General features: G+C 65.2%; 17 protein-coding genes. 12 read left to right on the top strand and 5 right to left on the bottom strand.

Annotation, left to right across the window (positions count from 1 at the left end; genetic code table 11):
• Nucleotides 1-39: 39 nt before the first annotated feature.
• From AOA14_RS04885 to AOA14_RS04875, 3 genes are all read right to left on the bottom strand, one after another.
• A complete protein-coding gene (locus AOA14_RS04885; protein ID WP_062900996.1) occupies nt 40-1,191 on the bottom strand; it encodes a cell wall hydrolase in 1,152 nt (383 codons plus the stop codon).
• A 144-nt stretch (nt 1,192-1,335) separates the two neighbouring features.
• Nucleotides 1,336-2,130 (bottom strand): ABC transporter ATP-binding protein, encoded by a 795-nt coding sequence (locus tag AOA14_RS04880; protein ID WP_062900995.1) that lies wholly within the window; start codon nt 2,128-2,130, stop codon nt 1,336-1,338.
• A gap of 104 nt (nt 2,131-2,234) precedes the next feature.
• Nucleotides 2,235-2,603 carry a hypothetical protein gene (locus tag AOA14_RS04875; RefSeq protein WP_062900994.1) on the bottom strand — a complete coding sequence of 123 codons (369 nt, stop codon included), beginning with the start codon at nt 2,601-2,603 and terminating at the stop codon, nt 2,235-2,237.
• A 444-nt stretch (nt 2,604-3,047) separates the two neighbouring features.
• On the opposite strand from AOA14_RS04875, the gene rimP reads away from it, so the two are divergent.
• Genes rimP through rbfA form a run of 5 tightly spaced genes read left to right on the top strand, consistent with a single transcriptional unit; the run spans nt 3,048 to nt 9,000 of the window.
• Entirely contained in the window at nt 3,048-3,593 is a 546-nt protein-coding gene (gene rimP / locus AOA14_RS04870) for a ribosome maturation protein RimP (RefSeq protein ID WP_062900993.1), read from the top strand.
• Nucleotides 3,593-5,227 carry a transcription termination factor NusA gene (gene nusA / locus AOA14_RS04865; RefSeq protein ID WP_003042722.1) on the top strand — a complete coding sequence of 545 codons (1,635 nt, stop codon included), beginning with the start codon at nt 3,593-3,595 and terminating at the stop codon, nt 5,225-5,227. The genes rimP and nusA overlap by 1 nt, the downstream gene beginning before the upstream one ends.
• Nucleotides 5,208-5,978 (top strand): DUF448 domain-containing protein, encoded by a 771-nt coding sequence (locus tag AOA14_RS04860; protein WP_062900992.1) that lies wholly within the window; start codon nt 5,208-5,210, stop codon nt 5,976-5,978. The genes nusA and AOA14_RS04860 overlap by 20 nt, the downstream gene beginning before the upstream one ends.
• 17 nt (nt 5,979-5,995) lie before the next feature.
• Nucleotides 5,996-8,536, top strand: coding sequence for a translation initiation factor IF-2 (gene infB, locus AOA14_RS04855; protein ID WP_062900991.1), 2,541 nt, complete (start codon nt 5,996-5,998; stop codon nt 8,534-8,536).
• Nucleotides 8,537-8,589: 53 nt separating this feature from the next.
• Nucleotides 8,590-9,000, top strand: a complete 411-nt coding sequence (rbfA, locus tag AOA14_RS04850; protein ID WP_062900990.1) for a 30S ribosome-binding factor RbfA — start codon at nt 8,590-8,592, stop codon at nt 8,998-9,000.
• A gap of 34 nt (nt 9,001-9,034) precedes the next feature.
• Here rbfA and AOA14_RS04845 read toward each other — a convergent pair whose 3' ends face one another.
• Nucleotides 9,035-10,462 (bottom strand): WS/DGAT/MGAT family O-acyltransferase, encoded by a 1,428-nt coding sequence (locus AOA14_RS04845; RefSeq protein ID WP_062900989.1) that lies wholly within the window; start codon nt 10,460-10,462, stop codon nt 9,035-9,037.
• 104 nt (nt 10,463-10,566) lie between these two features.
• The gene (locus tag AOA14_RS04840; RefSeq protein WP_062900988.1) at nt 10,567-11,043 is read right to left on the bottom strand and encodes a group III truncated hemoglobin; all 477 of its coding nucleotides are present in this window, start codon (nt 11,041-11,043) and stop codon (nt 10,567-10,569) included.
• 80 nt (nt 11,044-11,123) lie between these two features.
• Between AOA14_RS04840 and AOA14_RS04835 the strand changes: the two genes are divergently transcribed.
• The 7 genes from AOA14_RS04835 to pnp all read left to right on the top strand — a co-directional run bounded on the left by AOA14_RS04835 (nt 11,124) and on the right by pnp (nt 17,094).
• Nucleotides 11,124-11,555, top strand: coding sequence for an RrF2 family transcriptional regulator (locus tag AOA14_RS04835; protein ID WP_062900987.1), 432 nt, complete (start codon nt 11,124-11,126; stop codon nt 11,553-11,555).
• A gap of 41 nt (nt 11,556-11,596) precedes the next feature.
• Nucleotides 11,597-12,211 (top strand): thymidine kinase, encoded by a 615-nt coding sequence (locus AOA14_RS04830; protein WP_062900986.1) that lies wholly within the window; start codon nt 11,597-11,599, stop codon nt 12,209-12,211.
• Nucleotides 12,204-12,746, top strand: coding sequence for a GNAT family N-acetyltransferase (locus AOA14_RS04825; protein WP_062900985.1), 543 nt, complete (start codon nt 12,204-12,206; stop codon nt 12,744-12,746). Before AOA14_RS04830 ends, AOA14_RS04825 begins: the two co-directional genes overlap by 8 nt.
• Before the next feature lie 94 nt (nt 12,747-12,840).
• Nucleotides 12,841-13,275, top strand: coding sequence for a DUF6491 family protein (locus tag AOA14_RS04820; RefSeq protein ID WP_062903008.1), 435 nt, complete (start codon nt 12,841-12,843; stop codon nt 13,273-13,275).
• A gap of 64 nt (nt 13,276-13,339) precedes the next feature.
• Nucleotides 13,340-14,299 carry a tRNA pseudouridine(55) synthase TruB gene (gene truB / locus AOA14_RS04815; RefSeq protein WP_062900984.1) on the top strand — a complete coding sequence of 320 codons (960 nt, stop codon included), beginning with the start codon at nt 13,340-13,342 and terminating at the stop codon, nt 14,297-14,299.
• Nucleotides 14,300-14,323: 24 nt separating this feature from the next.
• The gene (gene rpsO / locus AOA14_RS04810; protein WP_003042688.1) at nt 14,324-14,593 is read left to right on the top strand and encodes a 30S ribosomal protein S15; all 270 of its coding nucleotides are present in this window, start codon (nt 14,324-14,326) and stop codon (nt 14,591-14,593) included.
• Nucleotides 14,594-14,787: 194 nt separating this feature from the next.
• Nucleotides 14,788-17,094, top strand: coding sequence for a polyribonucleotide nucleotidyltransferase (gene pnp / locus AOA14_RS04805; RefSeq protein ID WP_062900983.1), 2,307 nt, complete (start codon nt 14,788-14,790; stop codon nt 17,092-17,094).

Genomic DNA, 17,094 nt, shown 5'->3' with positions numbered 1-17,094 from the left:
TCCTTCGCCTTGTGAGCAGAAGAAGCTAGCGCGCCACGCCTAGCGAATCCACTCGCCGCTCTTCTGATATTCCTCGCGGATCTGACCCGACTGGTTGAGCCGCGGATCGCTGTAGGCCGGCGGCGTGGGCGCCGCGGGCGCCGAAGGGGACGGTGCCGCGGTCTGTGCGGGCGCGCTCAGCGTGCCGGGCAGCGGTGCGGGGCCGCCCGCGGGCAAGGGATCGACCGCGGCGGCGGGCAACAGGGGGGCGCCCGGGATCGGCCCCTTCTTCAGGATCGCAAGCTGCTGCGCGACCGGAAGATAGGGGCCAGGCACCGGCTCGCGGCCCAGATAGGGCGCGCGGAACGCGTCGGGCATGCCCCAGCGGCCGCGCCAGCGGTGGAAGATATGGGCGCCGACGATGTTGGTCATCACCAGGCTCTTGCCCCAGCGCGGCCAGATTGCGGTGGTGTGATAATGGGTGGCGAGCCCGACGCCGGGAAACACGGCGCCGTTCAGAGCCGCCGATGCAATGCGGCTCGCACGCAGCCAGTTGTCGCGGCTCGGCGCGCGCGCCATCGCGCCGTCGCACGAGAAGGTGAACTGGCACACGCCGGCGCGTTCGGAACCCTGAAAGACGACGCCGCACACCGTGCCCGGAAAGCTCGGGTGGCGCACGCGATTGAGTATCGTCTGCGCCACGCCGCGCATCCCGTCATCGCTTTCGGAGGCCGCCTCGTAATAGAGGGCGGAGGTAAGGCAATAATGCGCGCGTTCGCGGTCGAGCGCGGTGACGCCGCGAAAGACATAGGACTTAGCCGCTGGGCCGACGAAGGCTTCGTCGCGAAGCTGCGCCGGATCGGCGGGCGGCAGTGCGGTCGCATCCGCATAGCCGACGCTGCTGGGATCGGGCAGCGTCGGGTCGATCTTGAGTGCGTCGGCATAGCTGTCCGAATTCATCACCGCCCAGCGCGTCGGGTCATAGGGTTTGAAGGTCAGCGGCACTGACACGCTGTAGGGGCCGAAGCCGCGCGGGCGGAACTGCCCGCTCGACAGCGCGAGCGCTACGCTGGCGACAAGCACCGCGGCGAGCAGGCCGATCCAGAAGTTGCGCCCCGGACCCGCCGCCGCAGCGGCCGCGCGCGGCGCACCGCGCCAGGCGGCGCGGGCATCGGCATAGCCAGGGGCGTCGAGGTTGAGTTCGGGTTTCATGCGCGCGTCAAAATCCGGTGCCCCGCCCGATCGGCCGATTCGCCCGGGCGGCTGCGATCCCTGCTTATGCCGCGAGGTGCGAATAAAAGATTGCTCCGTCTGTGCGCTGTCCCGCAGCGGGACAGGAGAGGAAAGCGGCGGCGGTCAGGGGTGGATATCGGCCTGATACCAGCCGTGCCGCTCTGTCACCGTCATCGGCAGCCCGAACAGGCGCGTCAGGCTGTCGCCGGTCAGCAGATCGGCCTTCGCGCCGTCGCGGTCGAGGCGGCCGCCGCGCAGCATCACGATGCGGTCGATCTCGGGCAATATCTCCTCGATATGATGGGTAATCAGCAGCAACGCGACCCCGCTGCGCGCGACGCCGCGCAGCATGTCGAGGAAATGATGCCGCGCCGCGGGGTCGAGCCCGGCGCACGGCTCGTCGAGCAGCAGCGCGCGAGGGCGGTGCGCAAGCGCGCGGGCGATGAGGACGCGGCGGGCCTCGCCCGTGGACAGGCTCGCCATGCTGCGCCCGATCAGATGCTGCGCGCCGACATCGCCGAGCGCCGCCACTGACACATCGACCATCGCCTGCGTATAGCTTTGATGCGCCCACAGCCCGCGCGAGGCGAAAAAGCCCGAGACGACGCAGTCAAGCACCTCCAGCGGCGGCTCGGCGTCGAAGTCGAGCTGCATCGTCGACGACACAATGCCGAGCAGCTTGCGCAGATCGAAGACGTTCCAGCTGTCCTGCCCGAAGATGCGGACGTCGGCACCCCAGGCGGGATAGAGCTGGCGCGCGATCAGCTTGACCAAGGTCGATTTGCCCGACCCGTTGGCGCCAAGGATCGCGGCGCTCTCGCCCGCCGGAATGGTCAGCGCAGGCAGATCGAGAATGCACGCCTCGTCGGCCATGACGCGGACGTTCGACAGCGCAAGCAGGGGAGAATCGTCAACCATGCCGGCGCGTTGAGCATGACCGTGCGAGCGAGGGAAGGGGAAAGGAGAGGGAGAGGCCGCTTTGAGGGCGGGGAGTCCCCGCCAACGCTATTTTCAGTTCGATCTCATGCAATTCCGTGTTCGGCGACCTTGATTAGCAGGTCGGCACCTTCTTTGCGGTTCGCTGTTTCGGGCATTCCCTTGTTTACGAGATCGCCGAGCTTCTCTGCGAAAGGACTGCATTGTTGAAAGCGATACAGGTTCGCTTCACCGTGCGCAGGTTCAATATCGGTGGACCGCCAACCCGCTCTTTCCATGTCGCTTTTTAGGTACTGCCAATGGACTTCGTATGCCTCAAACACGACGAAGTTGCTTTGCTGCATTCTTTGGCCCGCAATATGGTCAAATAGTGGTCTAGCAAGCCAGGCAACCCCGACTGCCAGCACTAGCGCCAATGCTACTACCAGTTCGATCCAGTCGAGTAACAGTTCCATCGCATCGAGGCCTCTGGTTAATTGGCTACCTGTATGACGACCAAGCCCTAAGGAGTCCCTAAGTCCGCAATCGGTCGATGCTGTTGAAAAAGGCCCGAAGGGGGTTTTGGCGGGCAATATCGGAATCAAACAAGGGGCCTATGCGCATCGCTCGTTCGCGCAGTCGAGGCTTCGTGAATCCTTCTGACTGAAATTCTACAGGCGCATCGCCGCGGCCGACTTTTTCAACAGCATCGGTCCTTAACTGCCATCCATGCCGATCCGGCCAGACGACCCCAACCGACCGGAAAGCCGCCCACCCCAATCTCCGCTTGCCGACTCCCCGCAACGCGCCTATATGCACGCTCACTCCTAGACATGGCTAGCCAGATAGGACGTCGGGGCCGCGGGCCGCGGCGGCCGTAAACGCATGGCTTTTCCTGTCGCGATATTTGGGAATGTAGCTTGGTCGATTTCGACGTCCTCAATGCGATCATCGCGCCCGAAGCCGAGGCGATGGGCCTCGCGCTCGTGCGCGTCGCCTTTTTCGGCGGCGAGGAAGACCCTACGCTGCAGGTGATGGCCGAACGGCCCGATACGCGCCAGCTGACGATCGACGATTGCGCCGATCTGTCGCGCCGTATTTCGGACCGGCTCGACGCGCTGGAGGAAGCGGGCGAGGACCCGATCGAAGGCGCCTATCGCCTCGAAGTGTCGTCGCCCGGGATCGACCGCCCGTTGACGCGTCCCGCCGACTTTACCGACTGGGCGGGGCATGAGGCGAAAGTCGCGCTGAAGGAAAAGCGCGACGGGCGCCTGCGCTTCAACGGCGAACTCGCCGGCATCGACGCCGGCATCGTCACGATTTTCGACAAGGAAGGGGTCGAGCACAAGCTGCCGTTCGACGCGATCGACACGGCCAAGCTCGTCCTCACCGACAAACTGATTGCCGCAACCGTCCCGCTCTCGATCGAGGGTGCCGACGACATGGAAGAAGAAGGACAGGACTGATGGCCACTGCCATTTCCGCCAACAAGGCCGAACTGCTCGCGATCGCCAACAGCGTCGCCAGCGAGAAGATGATCGACAAGGGCATCGTCATCGAGGCCATCGAGGAAGCGATCCAACGCGCGGCGCGCGCCCGCTACGGCGCCGAGAACGACATCCGCGCCAAGCTCGACGCGCAGACCGGCGACCTGCGCCTGTGGCGCGTCGTCGAGGTGGTCGAACAGGTCGACGATTATTTCAAGCAGGTCGACCTTGCCGCCGGCCAGAAGCTGCAGAAGGATGCGAAGGTCGGCGACTTCATCGTCGATCCGCTGCCCGCGGTTGACCTCGGCCGCATCGACGCCCAGTCGGCGAAGCAGGTGATTTTCCAGAAGGTCCGCGAAGCCGACCGCGAGCGCCAGTTCGAGGAATATAAGGACCGCGCGGGCGAGATCATCACCGGCGTCGTCAAGTCGGTCGAATTCGGCCACATCGTCGTCAACCTGGGCCGCGCCGAAGGCGTGATCCGCCGCGATCAGCAGATCCCGCGCGAACTGATGCGCGTCGGCGACCGCGTCCGCGCGCTGATCCTGTCGGTGCGCCGCGAAAATCGCGGACCGCAGATTTTCCTCAGCCGCGCGCACCCCGACTTCATGAAGAAGCTGTTCGCGCAGGAAGTCCCCGAAATCTACGACGGCATCATCGAGATCAAGGCCGCGGCGCGCGATCCGGGCAGCCGTGCCAAGATCGGCGTCATCAGCTATGACGGCTCGATCGACCCCGTCGGCGCATGCGTCGGCATGAAGGGCAGCCGCGTTCAGGCGGTCGTCCAGGAAATGCAGGGCGAAAAGATCGACATCATTCCCTGGTCGGAAGACACCGCGACCTTCGTCGTCAACGCGCTTCAGCCCGCGACGGTGCAGCGCGTCGTCATCGACGAAGATGACGGCCGTATCGAAGTCGTCGTTCCCGACGATCAGCTCAGCCTCGCCATCGGGCGCCGAGGCCAGAACGTCCGTCTCGCCAGCCAGCTGACCGGCAAGCAGATCGACATCATGACCGAGGCCGACGCGAGCGAAAAGCGTCAGCGCGAATTCGTCGAACGCTCGACGATGTTCCAGGAAGAACTCGACGTCGACGAAACGCTCGCGCAGCTGCTCGTCGCCGAAGGCTTCGGCGAACTCGAAGAAGTCGCTTATGTGCCGCTCGACGAACTGGCGAGCATCGAAGGCTTCGACGACGAACTGGCCGAAGAGCTGCAGAGCCGTGCGACCGAAGCGCTCGAACGCCGCGAAGAAGCCGCGCGTCAGGAACGCCGCGGACTTGGCGTCGAGGATGATCTGGCCGAACTGCCGCACCTGACCGAAGCGATGCTCGTCACGCTCGGCAAGGCCGGGATCAAGACGCTCGACGATCTTGCCGATCTCGCAACCGACGAACTGATCGCGAAGAAGCGCAGCGAGAATCGCCGCGGCCCGGCGCGCGAGCGTTCGGAACGCGCCGAGGACAAGGGCGGCGTGCTCGGTGAATATGGCCTGTCGGAAGAACAGGGCAACGAGATCATCATGGCGGCGCGCGCGCACTGGTTCGACGACGAACCGGCTGCCGAAGCCGAAGCCCAGACCGGGGAGGCCGCCGATGCGGACCCCGCGCAATGATCAGCTAAGCCAAACCGACCGCGCGGGTAAGCGCGGACAGCACGCGCCCGAAAGGCGCTGTGTGGTAACCGGCGACGTGGCGCCGGCCGGACGGCTCGTGCGCCTCGCGCTCGGGCCCGACGGCATGATCGCGCCCGACGTGCTCGGCAAGGCGCCGGGGCGCGGCGCGTGGATCGGCGTCGACCGCGAAGCGCTCGAAGCGGCGCAGGCAAAGGGCAAGCTCAAGGGTGGGCTGGCGCGGGCGCTGCACGAAGGCGCCTTCACGATTCCCGACGATCTGGGCGCGCGGATCGAGGCGCAACTCGCGCGTGCGACGCTCGACCGGCTGGGGCTTGAGGCGCGCGGCGGAATGCTGATCCTCGGCAGCGAGCGGATCGAGGACGCGGCACGCCGCGGACAGGTCCGCCTGCTCCTGCATGCGCAGGATGCCGGCGAAGACGGGCGAAAGAAACTGGCACAGGCGTGGCGGGTCGGCGAGGATCACGAAGGGTCCGGCCGTGAGGGGACGGTCTTGCCGGTGGACCGATACACCCTATCTATGGCATTGGGGCGTGAAAATGCGGTGCATCTGGGCGTGACCGACGCCCGTGCCGCTGACCGGGTGCTGGCGCATTTGAGCCGCTGGCAGTTTTTCACCGGATGGTTTAGGGACGCGGCCAACCGCGTTTCCGATCAGGATTCCCGCACGGCGGGGAATGGGATGGCGTCCAGGGAGCCCGACACGGACTCTCCGGTTTCGGACGCGTATTGAAGGAATAAGACGTTTCGATGAGTGACGAACAGGACAAGCCGACTCTGACCCGCAAGCCCCTGGGGCTGAAGCGTACGGTAGAGGCCGGACAGGTGCAGCAGCAATTCAGCCACGGCCGCCGCAATACGGTGGTGGTCGAGGTGAAGCGCCGCCGCGTGCTTGGCCGTCCCGGCGAAGCGGCGCCCGCGCCCGAGGCTGAAGCGGTCGAGGCCGCGCCCGCACCCGCGCCGAAGCCGGCTGCACCCGCACCGGCGCCCAAGCCTGCCGCGCCCAAGGCCGACAGCCTGATGTCGCGTCAGGAGCGCCAGACGCAGTTGCTGCGCGAAGCCGAAGAGGCGCGTCTGGCCGCGCTTGAAGAAGCGCGCCGCCGCGAAGAGGCTGAACGTGCCCGTGCTCTGGAAGAAGAGCGCGCGCGTGCCGCCGAAGCGCGGGAAGAAAAATCCAAGGCTTCCGAGGAAGCGCCCGCTCCGGCTGCGGCCGAGCCCGCCGCCGAAGCGCCGGCCGCGCCCGCTGCCGAAGCCAAGCCGGCCGAAGCCGCGCCGCGCGCCGCCACGACGAGCAGCGCTGCGCCCGCGCCGCGTCGCTTCACGCCGGTCGAGGCGCCGAAGCGTCCCGAACCGAAGCGCGCCGAACAGAAAAAGGAACATCGCGGCGATCACCGGCGCCAGTCGGGCAAGTTGACCGTCACGCGTGCGCTCAACGAGGATGAAGGCGCGCGTGCGCGCAGCCTCGCCGCGCTGAAGCGCGCGCGCGAAAAGGAAAAGCGCTCGCATCTTACGCCGAGCGGGCCGCGCGAAAAGCAGGTTCGCGAAGTCGTCGTTCCCGACACGATCACCGTGCAGGAACTGGCGAACCGCATGGCCGAAAAGGGCGCCGATCTCGTCAAGGCGCTGTTCAAGATGGGCATGATGGTCACCGTCAACCAGACGATCGACCAGGACACCGCCGAACTGCTCGTCACCGAATTCGGGCACGAGATCAAACGCGTCAGCGAAGCCGATGTCGATATCCGCAACGATCAGGACGTCGATGCGCCCGAACAGATGAAGCCCCGCGCGCCGGTGGTCACCATCATGGGCCACGTCGATCACGGCAAGACCAGCCTGCTCGACGCGCTGCGCGGCACCAGCGTCCAGTCGGGCGAAGCCGGTGGCATCACCCAGCATATCGGCGCCTATCAGGTGAAGACCCCCGACGGGAGCCAAGTCACCTTCCTCGATACGCCGGGCCACGAAGCCTTCACCGAAATGCGCGCGCGCGGTGCCAATGTCACCGATATCGCGGTACTGGTGGTGGCGGCCGACGACGGGCTGAAGCCGCAGACGATCGAATCGATCAACCATGCGAAGGCAGCCGGGGTGCCGATCATCGTGGCGATCAACAAGGTCGACAAGGAAGGCGCGAACCCGCAGCGCGTGCGCGAGCGCCTGCTCGAGCACGAGATCGTCGTCGAGGAAATGGGCGGCGACGTCCAGAATGTCGAAGTTTCGGCGCTCAAGAAGACCGGGCTCGACAAGCTGCTCGACGCGATAGCGCTTCAGGCCGAGATCATGGAGCTCAAGGCCAACCCCGACCGTTCGGCCGAAGGGACGGTGGTCGAGGCGAAGCTCGACAAGGGCCGCGGCCCCGTTGCGACGATCCTCGTCCGCCGCGGGACCTTGAAGGTCGGCGACATCTTCGTCTGCGGCGCCGAAAGCGGCCGCGTCCGCGCGCTCGTCAACGATCAGGGCCAGCAGATCAAGGAAGCCGGTCCGTCGATGCCGGTCGAGGTTCTTGGCCTCGGCGGGGTCCCGATGGCGGGCGACACGCTGACCGTCGTCGAGAATGAGGCGCGCGCGCGCGAAGTCGCCGCCTATCGTCAGGAACAGGCGCTCAAGAAGCGGACGGCGCAGGCGCCGGTCAGCCTCGAAGGCATGTTCTCGGCGCTCGCCGACAAGGCCAATGTCATCGAATATCCAGTGGTCATCAAGGCCGACGTGCAGGGCAGCGTCGAAGCGATCGTCAACGCGCTCAACAAGCTGTCGACCGACGAAATCCGCGTCCGCGTGCTCCATTCGGGCGCCGGCGCGATCACCGAAAGCGACGTGACGCTGGCGGCGGCGACGAATGCGCCGATCATCGGCTTCAACGTCCGCCCCAACGCCAAGGCGCGCGAGATCGCGAACCGCGAAAAAGTGCGCTTCATGTATTATGACGTCATCTATCACCTGACCGAGGAAGTCGCGAAGGAGATGGCAGGCGAGCTGGGTCCGGAACGCGTCGAAACCGTCGTCGGCCGCGCCGAGGTCAAGGAAGTCTTCCCGGCCGGCAAACGCGACAAGGCCGCTGGCCTGCTGGTGCTCGAAGGCATCATCCGCAAGGGGCTACACGCGCGTCTCACGCGCGAGGACGTCATCGTCTCGGCAACGACCATCGCGTCGCTCCGCCGTTTCAAGGACGATGTTGCCGAAGTACGCGCGGGCCTGGAATGCGGCGTCGTGCTGGCGGATACCAACGACATCAAGCCGGGCGATCACCTCGAAGTCTTCGAGGTCGAGGAACGCGCACGGACGTTGTGATCGAACCATCGCCGCACCCCTGCATGCGCGGGGGTGCGGCAGGATATTGAGCGATGCGGCATAACGAAAAATCCGAAGGCCCCTCGGTCCGCGTCCTGCGCGTGGGCGAACAGGTGCGCCATGTGCTGAGCGAGATACTTCAGCGCGGCGACGTGCATGACGATGTCCTCGCGACGCATCCGGTGAGCGTGACCGAAGTGCGCATGTCGCCCGACCTGCGCCATGCCACGGTATTTGTGAAGCCGCTGCTCGGCCGCGACGAGGAGGCGGTGCTGAAGGCGCTGCGCACCAACACCGCCTATCTCCAGCGCGAAGTCGCGCACCGCATCCGCATGAAATATGCGGCGAAGCTCAAATTCCTCGCTGACGAAAGCTTCGACGAGGCGAGCCACATCGACCAATTGCTGCGCGACCCCAAGGTGGCGCGCGACTTGGGCGGCGGCGAGGGCGAAATTCAAGATTGAGCCCCGATGACGGGTTGGTGGGACCGGATAGGGGCTATTTTCCCTTCGGCGTCTTGATCCCTGCTGCGGCCTCCAGCTCGACCAGCGCTTCCTCCAGATAGTCGATCATCCGCTGCGCGTGCGGCACGCTGCGGCGGCAGGCGGTGATGCCGAAGTCGATGTTCCTGAAATTCGACACCTGCGTGATGTTCATCGCCATGCCGTCGACGGGGATGCTCGCGGGATACATGCCGTCGAGCCGCGCGCCGTTCCAGTACATCTGCTCGCGCGGGCCGGGGACGTTGGAGATGGTCGCCGAATAGGCGGGGAATTTGTCGGCGGTGCGCGTCAGCGCGGTGAGCATCTGCGGGAAATTGGTGATCGCGGTATAGAGCTGGATCTGCTGCGCGGTCATCGCGCGCAGCTGCGCCTTGGCGGCGTTCATCGACGACTGGATCGCCGCCATGCGTTCGGCGGGATCGTCGATATGGGTGGCGAGATTGGCCGTCACCGACGCCACCGAATTACCCGAATCGATATCGTCCTTGGGGCGGATCGAGACCGGCGCCATGGCTTTCAAAGGCTTGTCGGGCAGCTCGTTGAGCGATTGCAGATATTTGCGCATCGCGCCCGCGCACATGCCCAGCACCGCGTCGTTGATCGTCCCGTCATAAGCCTTGCCGACCGCGCGGACGCGTTCGAGCGACCAGCTTTGCGCAACGAAGCGGCGGGCGCCGGTGATGTTGCGGTTGAAGCTGGTGCGCGGCACGCCGGCAAAGGGGGTGACCAGCCCTTCGCCGCCGATCCCGAACATCGCCGCGACATATTGGTTGAGCGCCTTGGTCACGCCGAGGCTGTTGCCCCATTGCTCCTTCAGAAACTCGCCGATCGCGGCGATGTCGGTCAGGCTGGGGCGCGGCGGCTTTTTGGGCGACGGGAATTTGCGCTTATAGGCTTCATAGGCCTCGACCGACAGCGGCGAGCAGGTCCGCCGTTCCTTGGGGTCGGGCGAGAACATCGAATTGTAGAAATGGATGCTCGCCGCGCCATCCATCAGCGCATGATGCACCTTCTTGAACGTCGCGATCTGCCGATTGGGCAGCCCTGAGATCAGCGTGATCTCCCATAAGGGGCGGGTGCGGTCGAGCAGGCTGGAATGGAGGCGCGAGGCGAGTTCGAACATTTCGCGGTAGCGCCCAGGCTTGGGCAGCGCGGCCGAGCGCACATGATAGTGCATGTCGATGTCGCGGTCGGGTTCGAGCCGGATCGGGCCGTACTGGCCGAGCGGGGTGAGTTTCAGCACCTCGCTGAACGGCCGCCGCAGCCCTTCCGACTGGCGCAACAGTGCGAGCTGTTCGTTCAGCCAGTCGGTTTCGTCGACATCGTCGGGCAGCGTGTAGAGGTTGATGCCGCCGATGTGCATCGGCATTTCGCGACTTTCCCCCCACAGGAACATCGCATCGGTCACCGGCATCAATCGCATTGCAGCTCTCCCCACTGTTAATGCTGCATCTTTTGTGCGCAGCATGACAGCGGGGGCGGGCGAGTCAAGCTGCGGTGTCGGCGGCTGCCGGCTCGCGGCGGGTGTCAGACGTGGGGCAGCACCATCCTGCGCGTGATGTCGGGGTCGCGGTCGCGGTGGACCGCGATGCCGGTAAGCAGACTTTCGGCGATCATCCGCGCCCGCGCGCCGACCAGCGCGACCGCCCCTTCGCTCGGCGCCACATCGCGCAGCGTGGCATAGAAGAGCCCGAGCCAATGCTGGAAATGGCTCTCGCCGATGGTCGGGATCGCAAGATGCCGGGCCATCGGATTGCCGGTGAAATTGCCGGCGCCGAGCAGGATCGACTGCCAGAAGCGGTTCATCTGCGCGAGATGCCCGGGCCAGTCGTGGATGCGTTCGTCGAAGATCGGACCAAGCAGGGCGTCGCGCCGGATCGCGGCGTAGAAGCGATCGACGAGCGTTGCGATAAAGGCTTCATCGACCCCCATCGCGATGGCGGCGGCGCGCCGGTCCTCGCGCGCAGCGATGGCATGGGGGTGGGCGGGGACGGTCTTCTTCATCGCCTCGACTCGATAAACGGCATTTCATTTGCCGCTTTATCGACCTTGCGCATAAAAGCAATATTTCATATACCTATTTTATGCGATTGAGCCTTCACAGCGACTATGCGCTGCGCATCCTGATGACGCTGGCGGCGACTGGGCGCCAGATGTCGGTCGACGAGATCGCCGGCCAATATGGCGTATCGCGCAACCATCTCGCCAAGGTGGCGCAGCGGCTGCAGGCGCTCGGCTATGTCGCGGCGCAGCGCGGACGCGGTGGCGGGCTGACGCTCGCCAGGGCGCCCGAGACGGTGATCGTCGGCGCGGTGGTGCGCGAGCTCGAAAGGCTGGACGGCTTCGTCGAGTGTATGAACCCCGCGACTTCAGCCTGCCCGGTGCGCGGCGGCTGCGGATTGCAGGGCGCGCTCGCCGGGGCGCTGGCAGCCTTCGCCGCGCATCTCGACGGCTATACCCTCGCCGATCTGTTGCCGCAGCCGGCGCGTTTTCGCGCGTTGCTCGGCGCCGCCTGATTGCGCTTGCGCGGCGCCGCCGAGGCGGTATCGCTCAAGCCATGGCCAAGCTCTATTTCTATTATGCCAGCATGAACGCGGGCAAGTCGACGACGCTGCTGCAGGCGGATTTCAACTATCGCGAGCGCGGGATGGAAACGATGCTGTGGACCGCCGCGCTCGACGACCGTTACGGCGCCGGGCAGATCACCAGCCGCATCGGCCTGCTTGCCGAGGCGCATAAATTCGATCCCGAAAGCGATTTGTGGGCGGCGGTGAGCGACGAGCATCGTCAGCGCCCGCTGGCCTGCGTGCTCGTCGACGAGGCGCAGTTCCTTACGAAAGATCAGGTGTTCGCGCTGGCACGGCTCGCCGACGAGGCCGATATTCCGGTGCTCTGTTACGGGCTGCGCACCGATTTCGCGGCCGATCTCTTTCCCGGTTCGGCGGCGCTGCTCGGTATCGCCGACGCGCTGGTCGAACTCAAGGCGGTGTGCGAATGCGGGCGCAAGGCGACGATGAACCTGCGCGTCGATGCCGCCGGCCGTGCGGTGGTCGCGGGCGCGCAGACCGAGATTGGCGGCAACGACCGCTATGTCGCCATGTGCCGCCGCCATTTCATGGCCAAGCGCCGGGCTGCGGCAGAGGCTTTGCAAGAGGCGGGCGCCGATGCTTGACCAGCTTTATGTCGAACTGACCGACGGCGACCTCCGGCTCGTCAAGCTGGCCGAGCCGCACCGCGAGGCGCTGCGCGCCGCCTGCGCCGCCGATACCGATATCTGGCCGATCTATTCGTCGAGCTTCGATCCCGATCATTTCGACGCGAGCTTCGACGCGCTGATCGGGCATGAAAGCCGGATGCCCTATGCGATCGTCGACGGCGATCGGCTGGTCGGCATGACCGCTTATCTGCGTCCCGATGTATCGGCGCAGACGGTGGAGATCGGCAACAGCTATATCGAGCCCGCCGCGCGCGGGACTGGCCTCAATGGCCGCGTCAAACGATTGATGCTCGACCATGCCTATGCCGTCGGCATTCGCCGCATCGAATTTCGCATCGACGAGCGCAACAAGCGCAGCCAGGCGGCCGTCACCAAGCTCGGCTGCACCAAGGAAGGGGTGCTGCGCGCCGAGCGGATCACCTGGACCGGCTTTGTCCGCGACACCGGCCTGTGGTCGCTGCTCGCCGATGAATGGCGCACAGGAAGCTGAAGTTGGTGGGAGCGTGGCAAGCGGGTCAGCGCCGGTTCAGCATCGACCCGCTATGCCGTGTGCCGGGATGGGCCTCCATCTGGAAAGGTTCGTTATGAACAGATTATTCGCACTCTCCCTGGCCGCCGCCTTGCTTCCCCTTTCGGCAACTGCGGCGGCCGAAGGGGCACCGCAGGAATCGCGCGCGCTGGGCGTCGAAACCGGCATCAGCTTTCCCAGCAACGCGACGATCCGCACCTTTCAGGCCGATGGCGAGGATGGCGTGTGGATTCAGGACAGCCGCCGCGACTGGTATTATGCCACCTTCTTCGGTCCGTGCCGCGACATCGATTTTGCGCAGGCGATCGGCGTCGACACGCGCGGAACCTCGCGGCTCGACAAGTTCGCGTCGCTTCTGGTGCGCGGTGAACGCTGCGCGATTTCGTCTTTCGTGACATCGGCGCCGCCGCCGACCAAGGAAGAGCGCAAGGCAGCGCGCGAGGCGGAGAAAGCCGCCAAGGCCGCAGCGGACGCCGCCAAGTCGAATTGAGCCCGATCGAATCGATCCCGGTCGAATTGACAAGCATCGCCCGCGCGGCCTAGCCCGCGCGGCGATGAACGGATGGATCATAATGGACAAGCCCGTCGGGCTCGGCTCGACGCAGGCGGTTGCCGCAGTCAAGCGCGTGTGCCGCGAAGCCGGGCTGGGCAAGGTCAAGGTCGGCCATGGCGGGACGCTCGACCCGCTTGCCTCGGGCGTGCTGCCGATCGCGATCGGCGAGGCGACGAAGCTGTGCGGGCGCATGCTCGACGCGAGCAAGGTCTATGATTTCACGATCGAGTTCGGGACCGAGACCGCCGGGCTCGACGCGGAGGGCGACGTCGTTGCGACCAGCGACGTGCGGCCGCGGCTTTCGGAAATTGCTGCGGTTCTGCCGCGCTTTACCGGCGCGATGGAACAGGTGCCGCCCGCCTATTCGGCGATCAAGATCGACGGCGAGCGCGCCTATGACCGCGCGCGCGCCGGCGAAACGGTCGAGATGAAGGCGCGGGCGGTGATGATCCACTCTCTTCGTCATTCCGGACTTGCTGAGGCATATGTTGCCGAGGGCGCCGAATGGACCCCGGATCAAGTCCGGGGTGACGAAAGTGGAGAGGCGGAGCGGCTCGATTCCATCACGCTCACGGCGCATGTTTCGAAGGGTACCTATATCCGCAGCCTCGCGCGCGACATTGCGCGGGCGGTCGGGACGGTCGGGCATGTCACCATGTTGCGCCGGACGAAGGCAGGGCCGTTCGCGCTCGATCAGGCGATTTCGCTGGACAAATTGAACGCTTTCGGCCAAGGGGCCGCCCAATCAGAGATATTTCTGCCGCTGGAGGCAGGGCTGGTCGGCATCCCGGCTCTGGACCTTTCCCCGGAAGCGGCAGGGGCGATCCGTCAGGGTCGTGTCTGGACCGGGGGAAGCACGCAGGACGGGCTCTATTGGGGACGCGACGCCGACGATCGGCCCGTGGCATTGATAGAGGCTTTGGCGGGAACGCTGAAGGTCGTGCGGGGCTTCAATCTGTAACAGGATGTTCGAAGGAAGAAACACATGTCGATTACCGCCGAACGCAAGGCCGAACTCATCAAGGAACATGCCCGCGAAAAGGGTGATACGGGTTCGCCCGAAGTGCAGGTCGCGATCCTGACCGACCGCATCAACACGCTGACCGGCCATTTCAAGTCGCACGCCAAGGACAATCACAGCCGTCGCGGGCTGCTGATGATGGTCAACAAGCGCCGCAGCCTCCTCGACTATCTCAAGAAGAAGGACGAGGGACGCTACACCGACCTGATCGCGAAGCTGGGTCTTCGCAAGTAAGACCATGAGGGCGGCTCCGGGTTCGGGGCCGCTTTCATTTTTGCCGTTCGCAAGAGCGGCGTGGAGAGGAGCCGCCGCAATCCGGCGCCGGCTTCCGAAAACCAGGGGCAGACAGACGCCCCGACCCGCCCGGGCCGGATTGCCCGGAACAGAGGCCCCGCCCGGCATAGGGCCCGGCGGGCGAAGGAAATTCCATGTTTGACGTGAAAAAAGTATCGATCGAGTGGGGCGGTGAAACGCTGACTCTCGAAACGGGCAAGGTTGCCCGTCAGGCCGACGGCGCCGTGATGGCGACACTGGGCGAAACGGTCGTTCTGTGCGCCGTGACCGCTGCCAAGTCGGTGAAGGAAGGGCAGGACTTCTTCCCCCTGACCGTCCATTATCAGGAAAAATATTCGGCCGCGGGGCGCATCCCCGGCGGCTTCTTCAAGCGAGAACGCGGTGCGACCGAAAAGGAAACGCTGGTCAGCCGTCTGATCGACCGTCCGATCCGCCCGCTGTTCCCCGAAGGCTTCTACAACGAGATCAATGCCATCGCTCAGGTGCTGAGCTATGACGGCCACAATGAACCCGACATCCTCGCGATGGTCGCGGCCTCGGCCGCGCTCACCATTTCGGGCGTCCCCTTCATGGGTCCGATCGGCGCTGCGCGCGTCGGCTATCTCGACGGCGAATATATCCTCAATCCGACCGACGAACAGGTTGCCGAAGGCGACCTCGACCTCGTCGTCGCCGCGACGCACGACGCGGTGATGATGGTCGAATCCGAAGCGAACGAGCTGTCGGAAGAGATCATGCTCGGCGCCGTGATGTTCGCGCACGATGCGTGCCGTGAAGTCGTCAAGGCGATCATCAAGCTTGCCGAACAGGCTGCCAAGGAACCTTGGGAAATCGCATCGTCGGACGACAATGCCGCGATCAAGGACAAGCTTAAGAAGCTGATCGGCAAGGACATCGCCGCCGCCTACAAGCTGACCGACAAGTCGGCCCGTTCGAACGCGCTCAACGAAGCGCGCGCGAAGGCGAAGGAACAGTTTGCAGCCGACGGCCTCAGCCCGCAGGAAGTCATGGCCGGCATCAAGCTGACCAAGAAGCTGGAAGCCGAAATCGTCCGCACCGCCATCCTGAAGGACGGCAAGCGCATCGACGGCCGCACGACGACGCAGATTCGTCCGATCGTCGCCGAAACGCACTTCCTGCCGCGCGCGCACGGTTCGGCGCTGTTCACCCGCGGTGAAACCCAGACGATCGCGACCTGCACGCTGGGTACCAAGGAAGCCGAACAGATGATCGACGGCCTCAACGGCCTGTCGTATCAGAACTTCATGCTGCACTATAACTTCCCGCCCTATTCGGTCGGCGAAGTCGGCCGCTTCGGCGCGCCGGGCCGCCGCGAAGTCGGCCACGGCAAGCTGGCGTGGCGTGCGCTGCACCCCGTGCTGCCGAAGAAGGAAGATTTCCCCTACACCATCCGTCTTACCAGCGACATCACCGAATCCAACGGTTCGTCGTCGATGGCGTCGGTGTGCGGCGGCAGCCTCGCGATGATGGATGCCGGCGTGCCGATCGCGCGCCCGGTGTCGGGTATCGCGATGGGCCTGATCCTCGAAGGCCAGGATTTCGCAATCCTGTCGGACATTCTGGGTGACGAAGATCACCTCGGCGACATGGACTTCAAGGTGGCGGGCACGTCCGAAGGCATCACCACGATGCAGATGGACATCAAGATTGCCGGCATCACCAAGGAAATCTTCGAAAAGGCGCTGGCGCAGGCCAAGGAAGGCCGTGCGCACATCCTCGGCGAAATGAACAAGGCGCTCGGCGAAGCCCGTAGCGAATTGTCGGCGCATGCGCCGCGTATCGAAACGATCACGATCGACAAGTCGAAGATCCGTGACGTCATCGGCACCGGCGGCAAGGTCATCCGCGAAATCGTCGCGACGACCGGCGCCAAGGTGGACATCGACGACGAAGGCACGATCAAGATCGCCTCGTCGGATACCGCGCAGATCGAAGCCGCCAAGGCGTGGATCCTCGGCATCGTCGAAGAAGCCGAAGTCGGCAAGATCTACAACGGTAAGGTCGTGAACCTCGTCGATTTCGGTGCATTCGTGAACTTCATGGGCGGCAAGGACGGCCTCGTCCACGTGTCGGAAATCAAGAACGAACGCGTCGAAAAGGTCGCCGACGTTCTGTCCGAAGGCCAGGAAGTCAAGGTCAAGGTCCTCGAGATCGATCCGCGCGGCAAGGTCCGCCTGTCGATGCGCGTCGTCGATCAGGAAACCGGCGAGGAACTGGAAGACACGCGTCCGGCGCGCGAACCCCGCGAACCGCGCGGTGATCGTGGTCCGCGCCGTGACGGCGGCGATCGCGGCGACCGTGGCCGTGGCGGCCGCGATCGCGGCCCCCGCCGCGATGGCGGCGACCGCGGCCCGCGTCGCGAGCGCAGCGAAGACGGTCCGGAAGATCAGGGCCATGTGCCCGACTTCCTGAAGGACTGA

Origin of the sequence: Sphingopyxis terrae subsp. terrae NBRC 15098 (assembly GCF_001610975.1) — a bacterium.
GTDB lineage: Bacteria > Pseudomonadota > Alphaproteobacteria > Sphingomonadales > Sphingomonadaceae > Sphingopyxis > Sphingopyxis terrae_A.
This window is presented reverse-complemented; position numbering and strand designations above follow the sequence as displayed.

Coding starts and splice junctions, on each gene's coding strand:
- AOA14_RS04885 (WP_062900996.1), bottom strand. CDS start 1,191: ATGAAACCCGAACTCAACCTCGACGCCCCTGGCTATGCCGATGCCCGC.
- AOA14_RS04880 (WP_062900995.1), bottom strand. CDS start 2,130: ATGGTTGACGATTCTCCCCTGCTTGCGCTGTCGAACGTCCGCGTCATG.
- AOA14_RS04875 (WP_062900994.1), bottom strand. CDS start 2,603: ATGGAACTGTTACTCGACTGGATCGAACTGGTAGTAGCATTGGCGCTA.
- nusA (WP_003042722.1), top strand. CDS start 3,593: ATGGCCACTGCCATTTCCGCCAACAAGGCCGAACTGCTCGCGATCGCC.
- AOA14_RS04860 (WP_062900992.1), top strand. CDS start 5,208: ATGCGGACCCCGCGCAATGATCAGCTAAGCCAAACCGACCGCGCGGGT.
- infB (WP_062900991.1), top strand. CDS start 5,996: ATGAGTGACGAACAGGACAAGCCGACTCTGACCCGCAAGCCCCTGGGG.
- rbfA (WP_062900990.1), top strand. CDS start 8,590: ATGCGGCATAACGAAAAATCCGAAGGCCCCTCGGTCCGCGTCCTGCGC.
- AOA14_RS04845 (WP_062900989.1), bottom strand. CDS start 10,462: ATGCGATTGATGCCGGTGACCGATGCGATGTTCCTGTGGGGGGAAAGT.
- AOA14_RS04840 (WP_062900988.1), bottom strand. CDS start 11,043: ATGAAGAAGACCGTCCCCGCCCACCCCCATGCCATCGCTGCGCGCGAG.
- AOA14_RS04835 (WP_062900987.1), top strand. CDS start 11,124: ATGCGATTGAGCCTTCACAGCGACTATGCGCTGCGCATCCTGATGACG.
- AOA14_RS04830 (WP_062900986.1), top strand. CDS start 11,597: ATGGCCAAGCTCTATTTCTATTATGCCAGCATGAACGCGGGCAAGTCG.
- AOA14_RS04825 (WP_062900985.1), top strand. CDS start 12,204: ATGCTTGACCAGCTTTATGTCGAACTGACCGACGGCGACCTCCGGCTC.
- AOA14_RS04820 (WP_062903008.1), top strand. CDS start 12,841: ATGAACAGATTATTCGCACTCTCCCTGGCCGCCGCCTTGCTTCCCCTT.
- truB (WP_062900984.1), top strand. CDS start 13,340: ATGAACGGATGGATCATAATGGACAAGCCCGTCGGGCTCGGCTCGACG.
- rpsO (WP_003042688.1), top strand. CDS start 14,324: ATGTCGATTACCGCCGAACGCAAGGCCGAACTCATCAAGGAACATGCC.
- pnp (WP_062900983.1), top strand. CDS start 14,788: ATGTTTGACGTGAAAAAAGTATCGATCGAGTGGGGCGGTGAAACGCTG.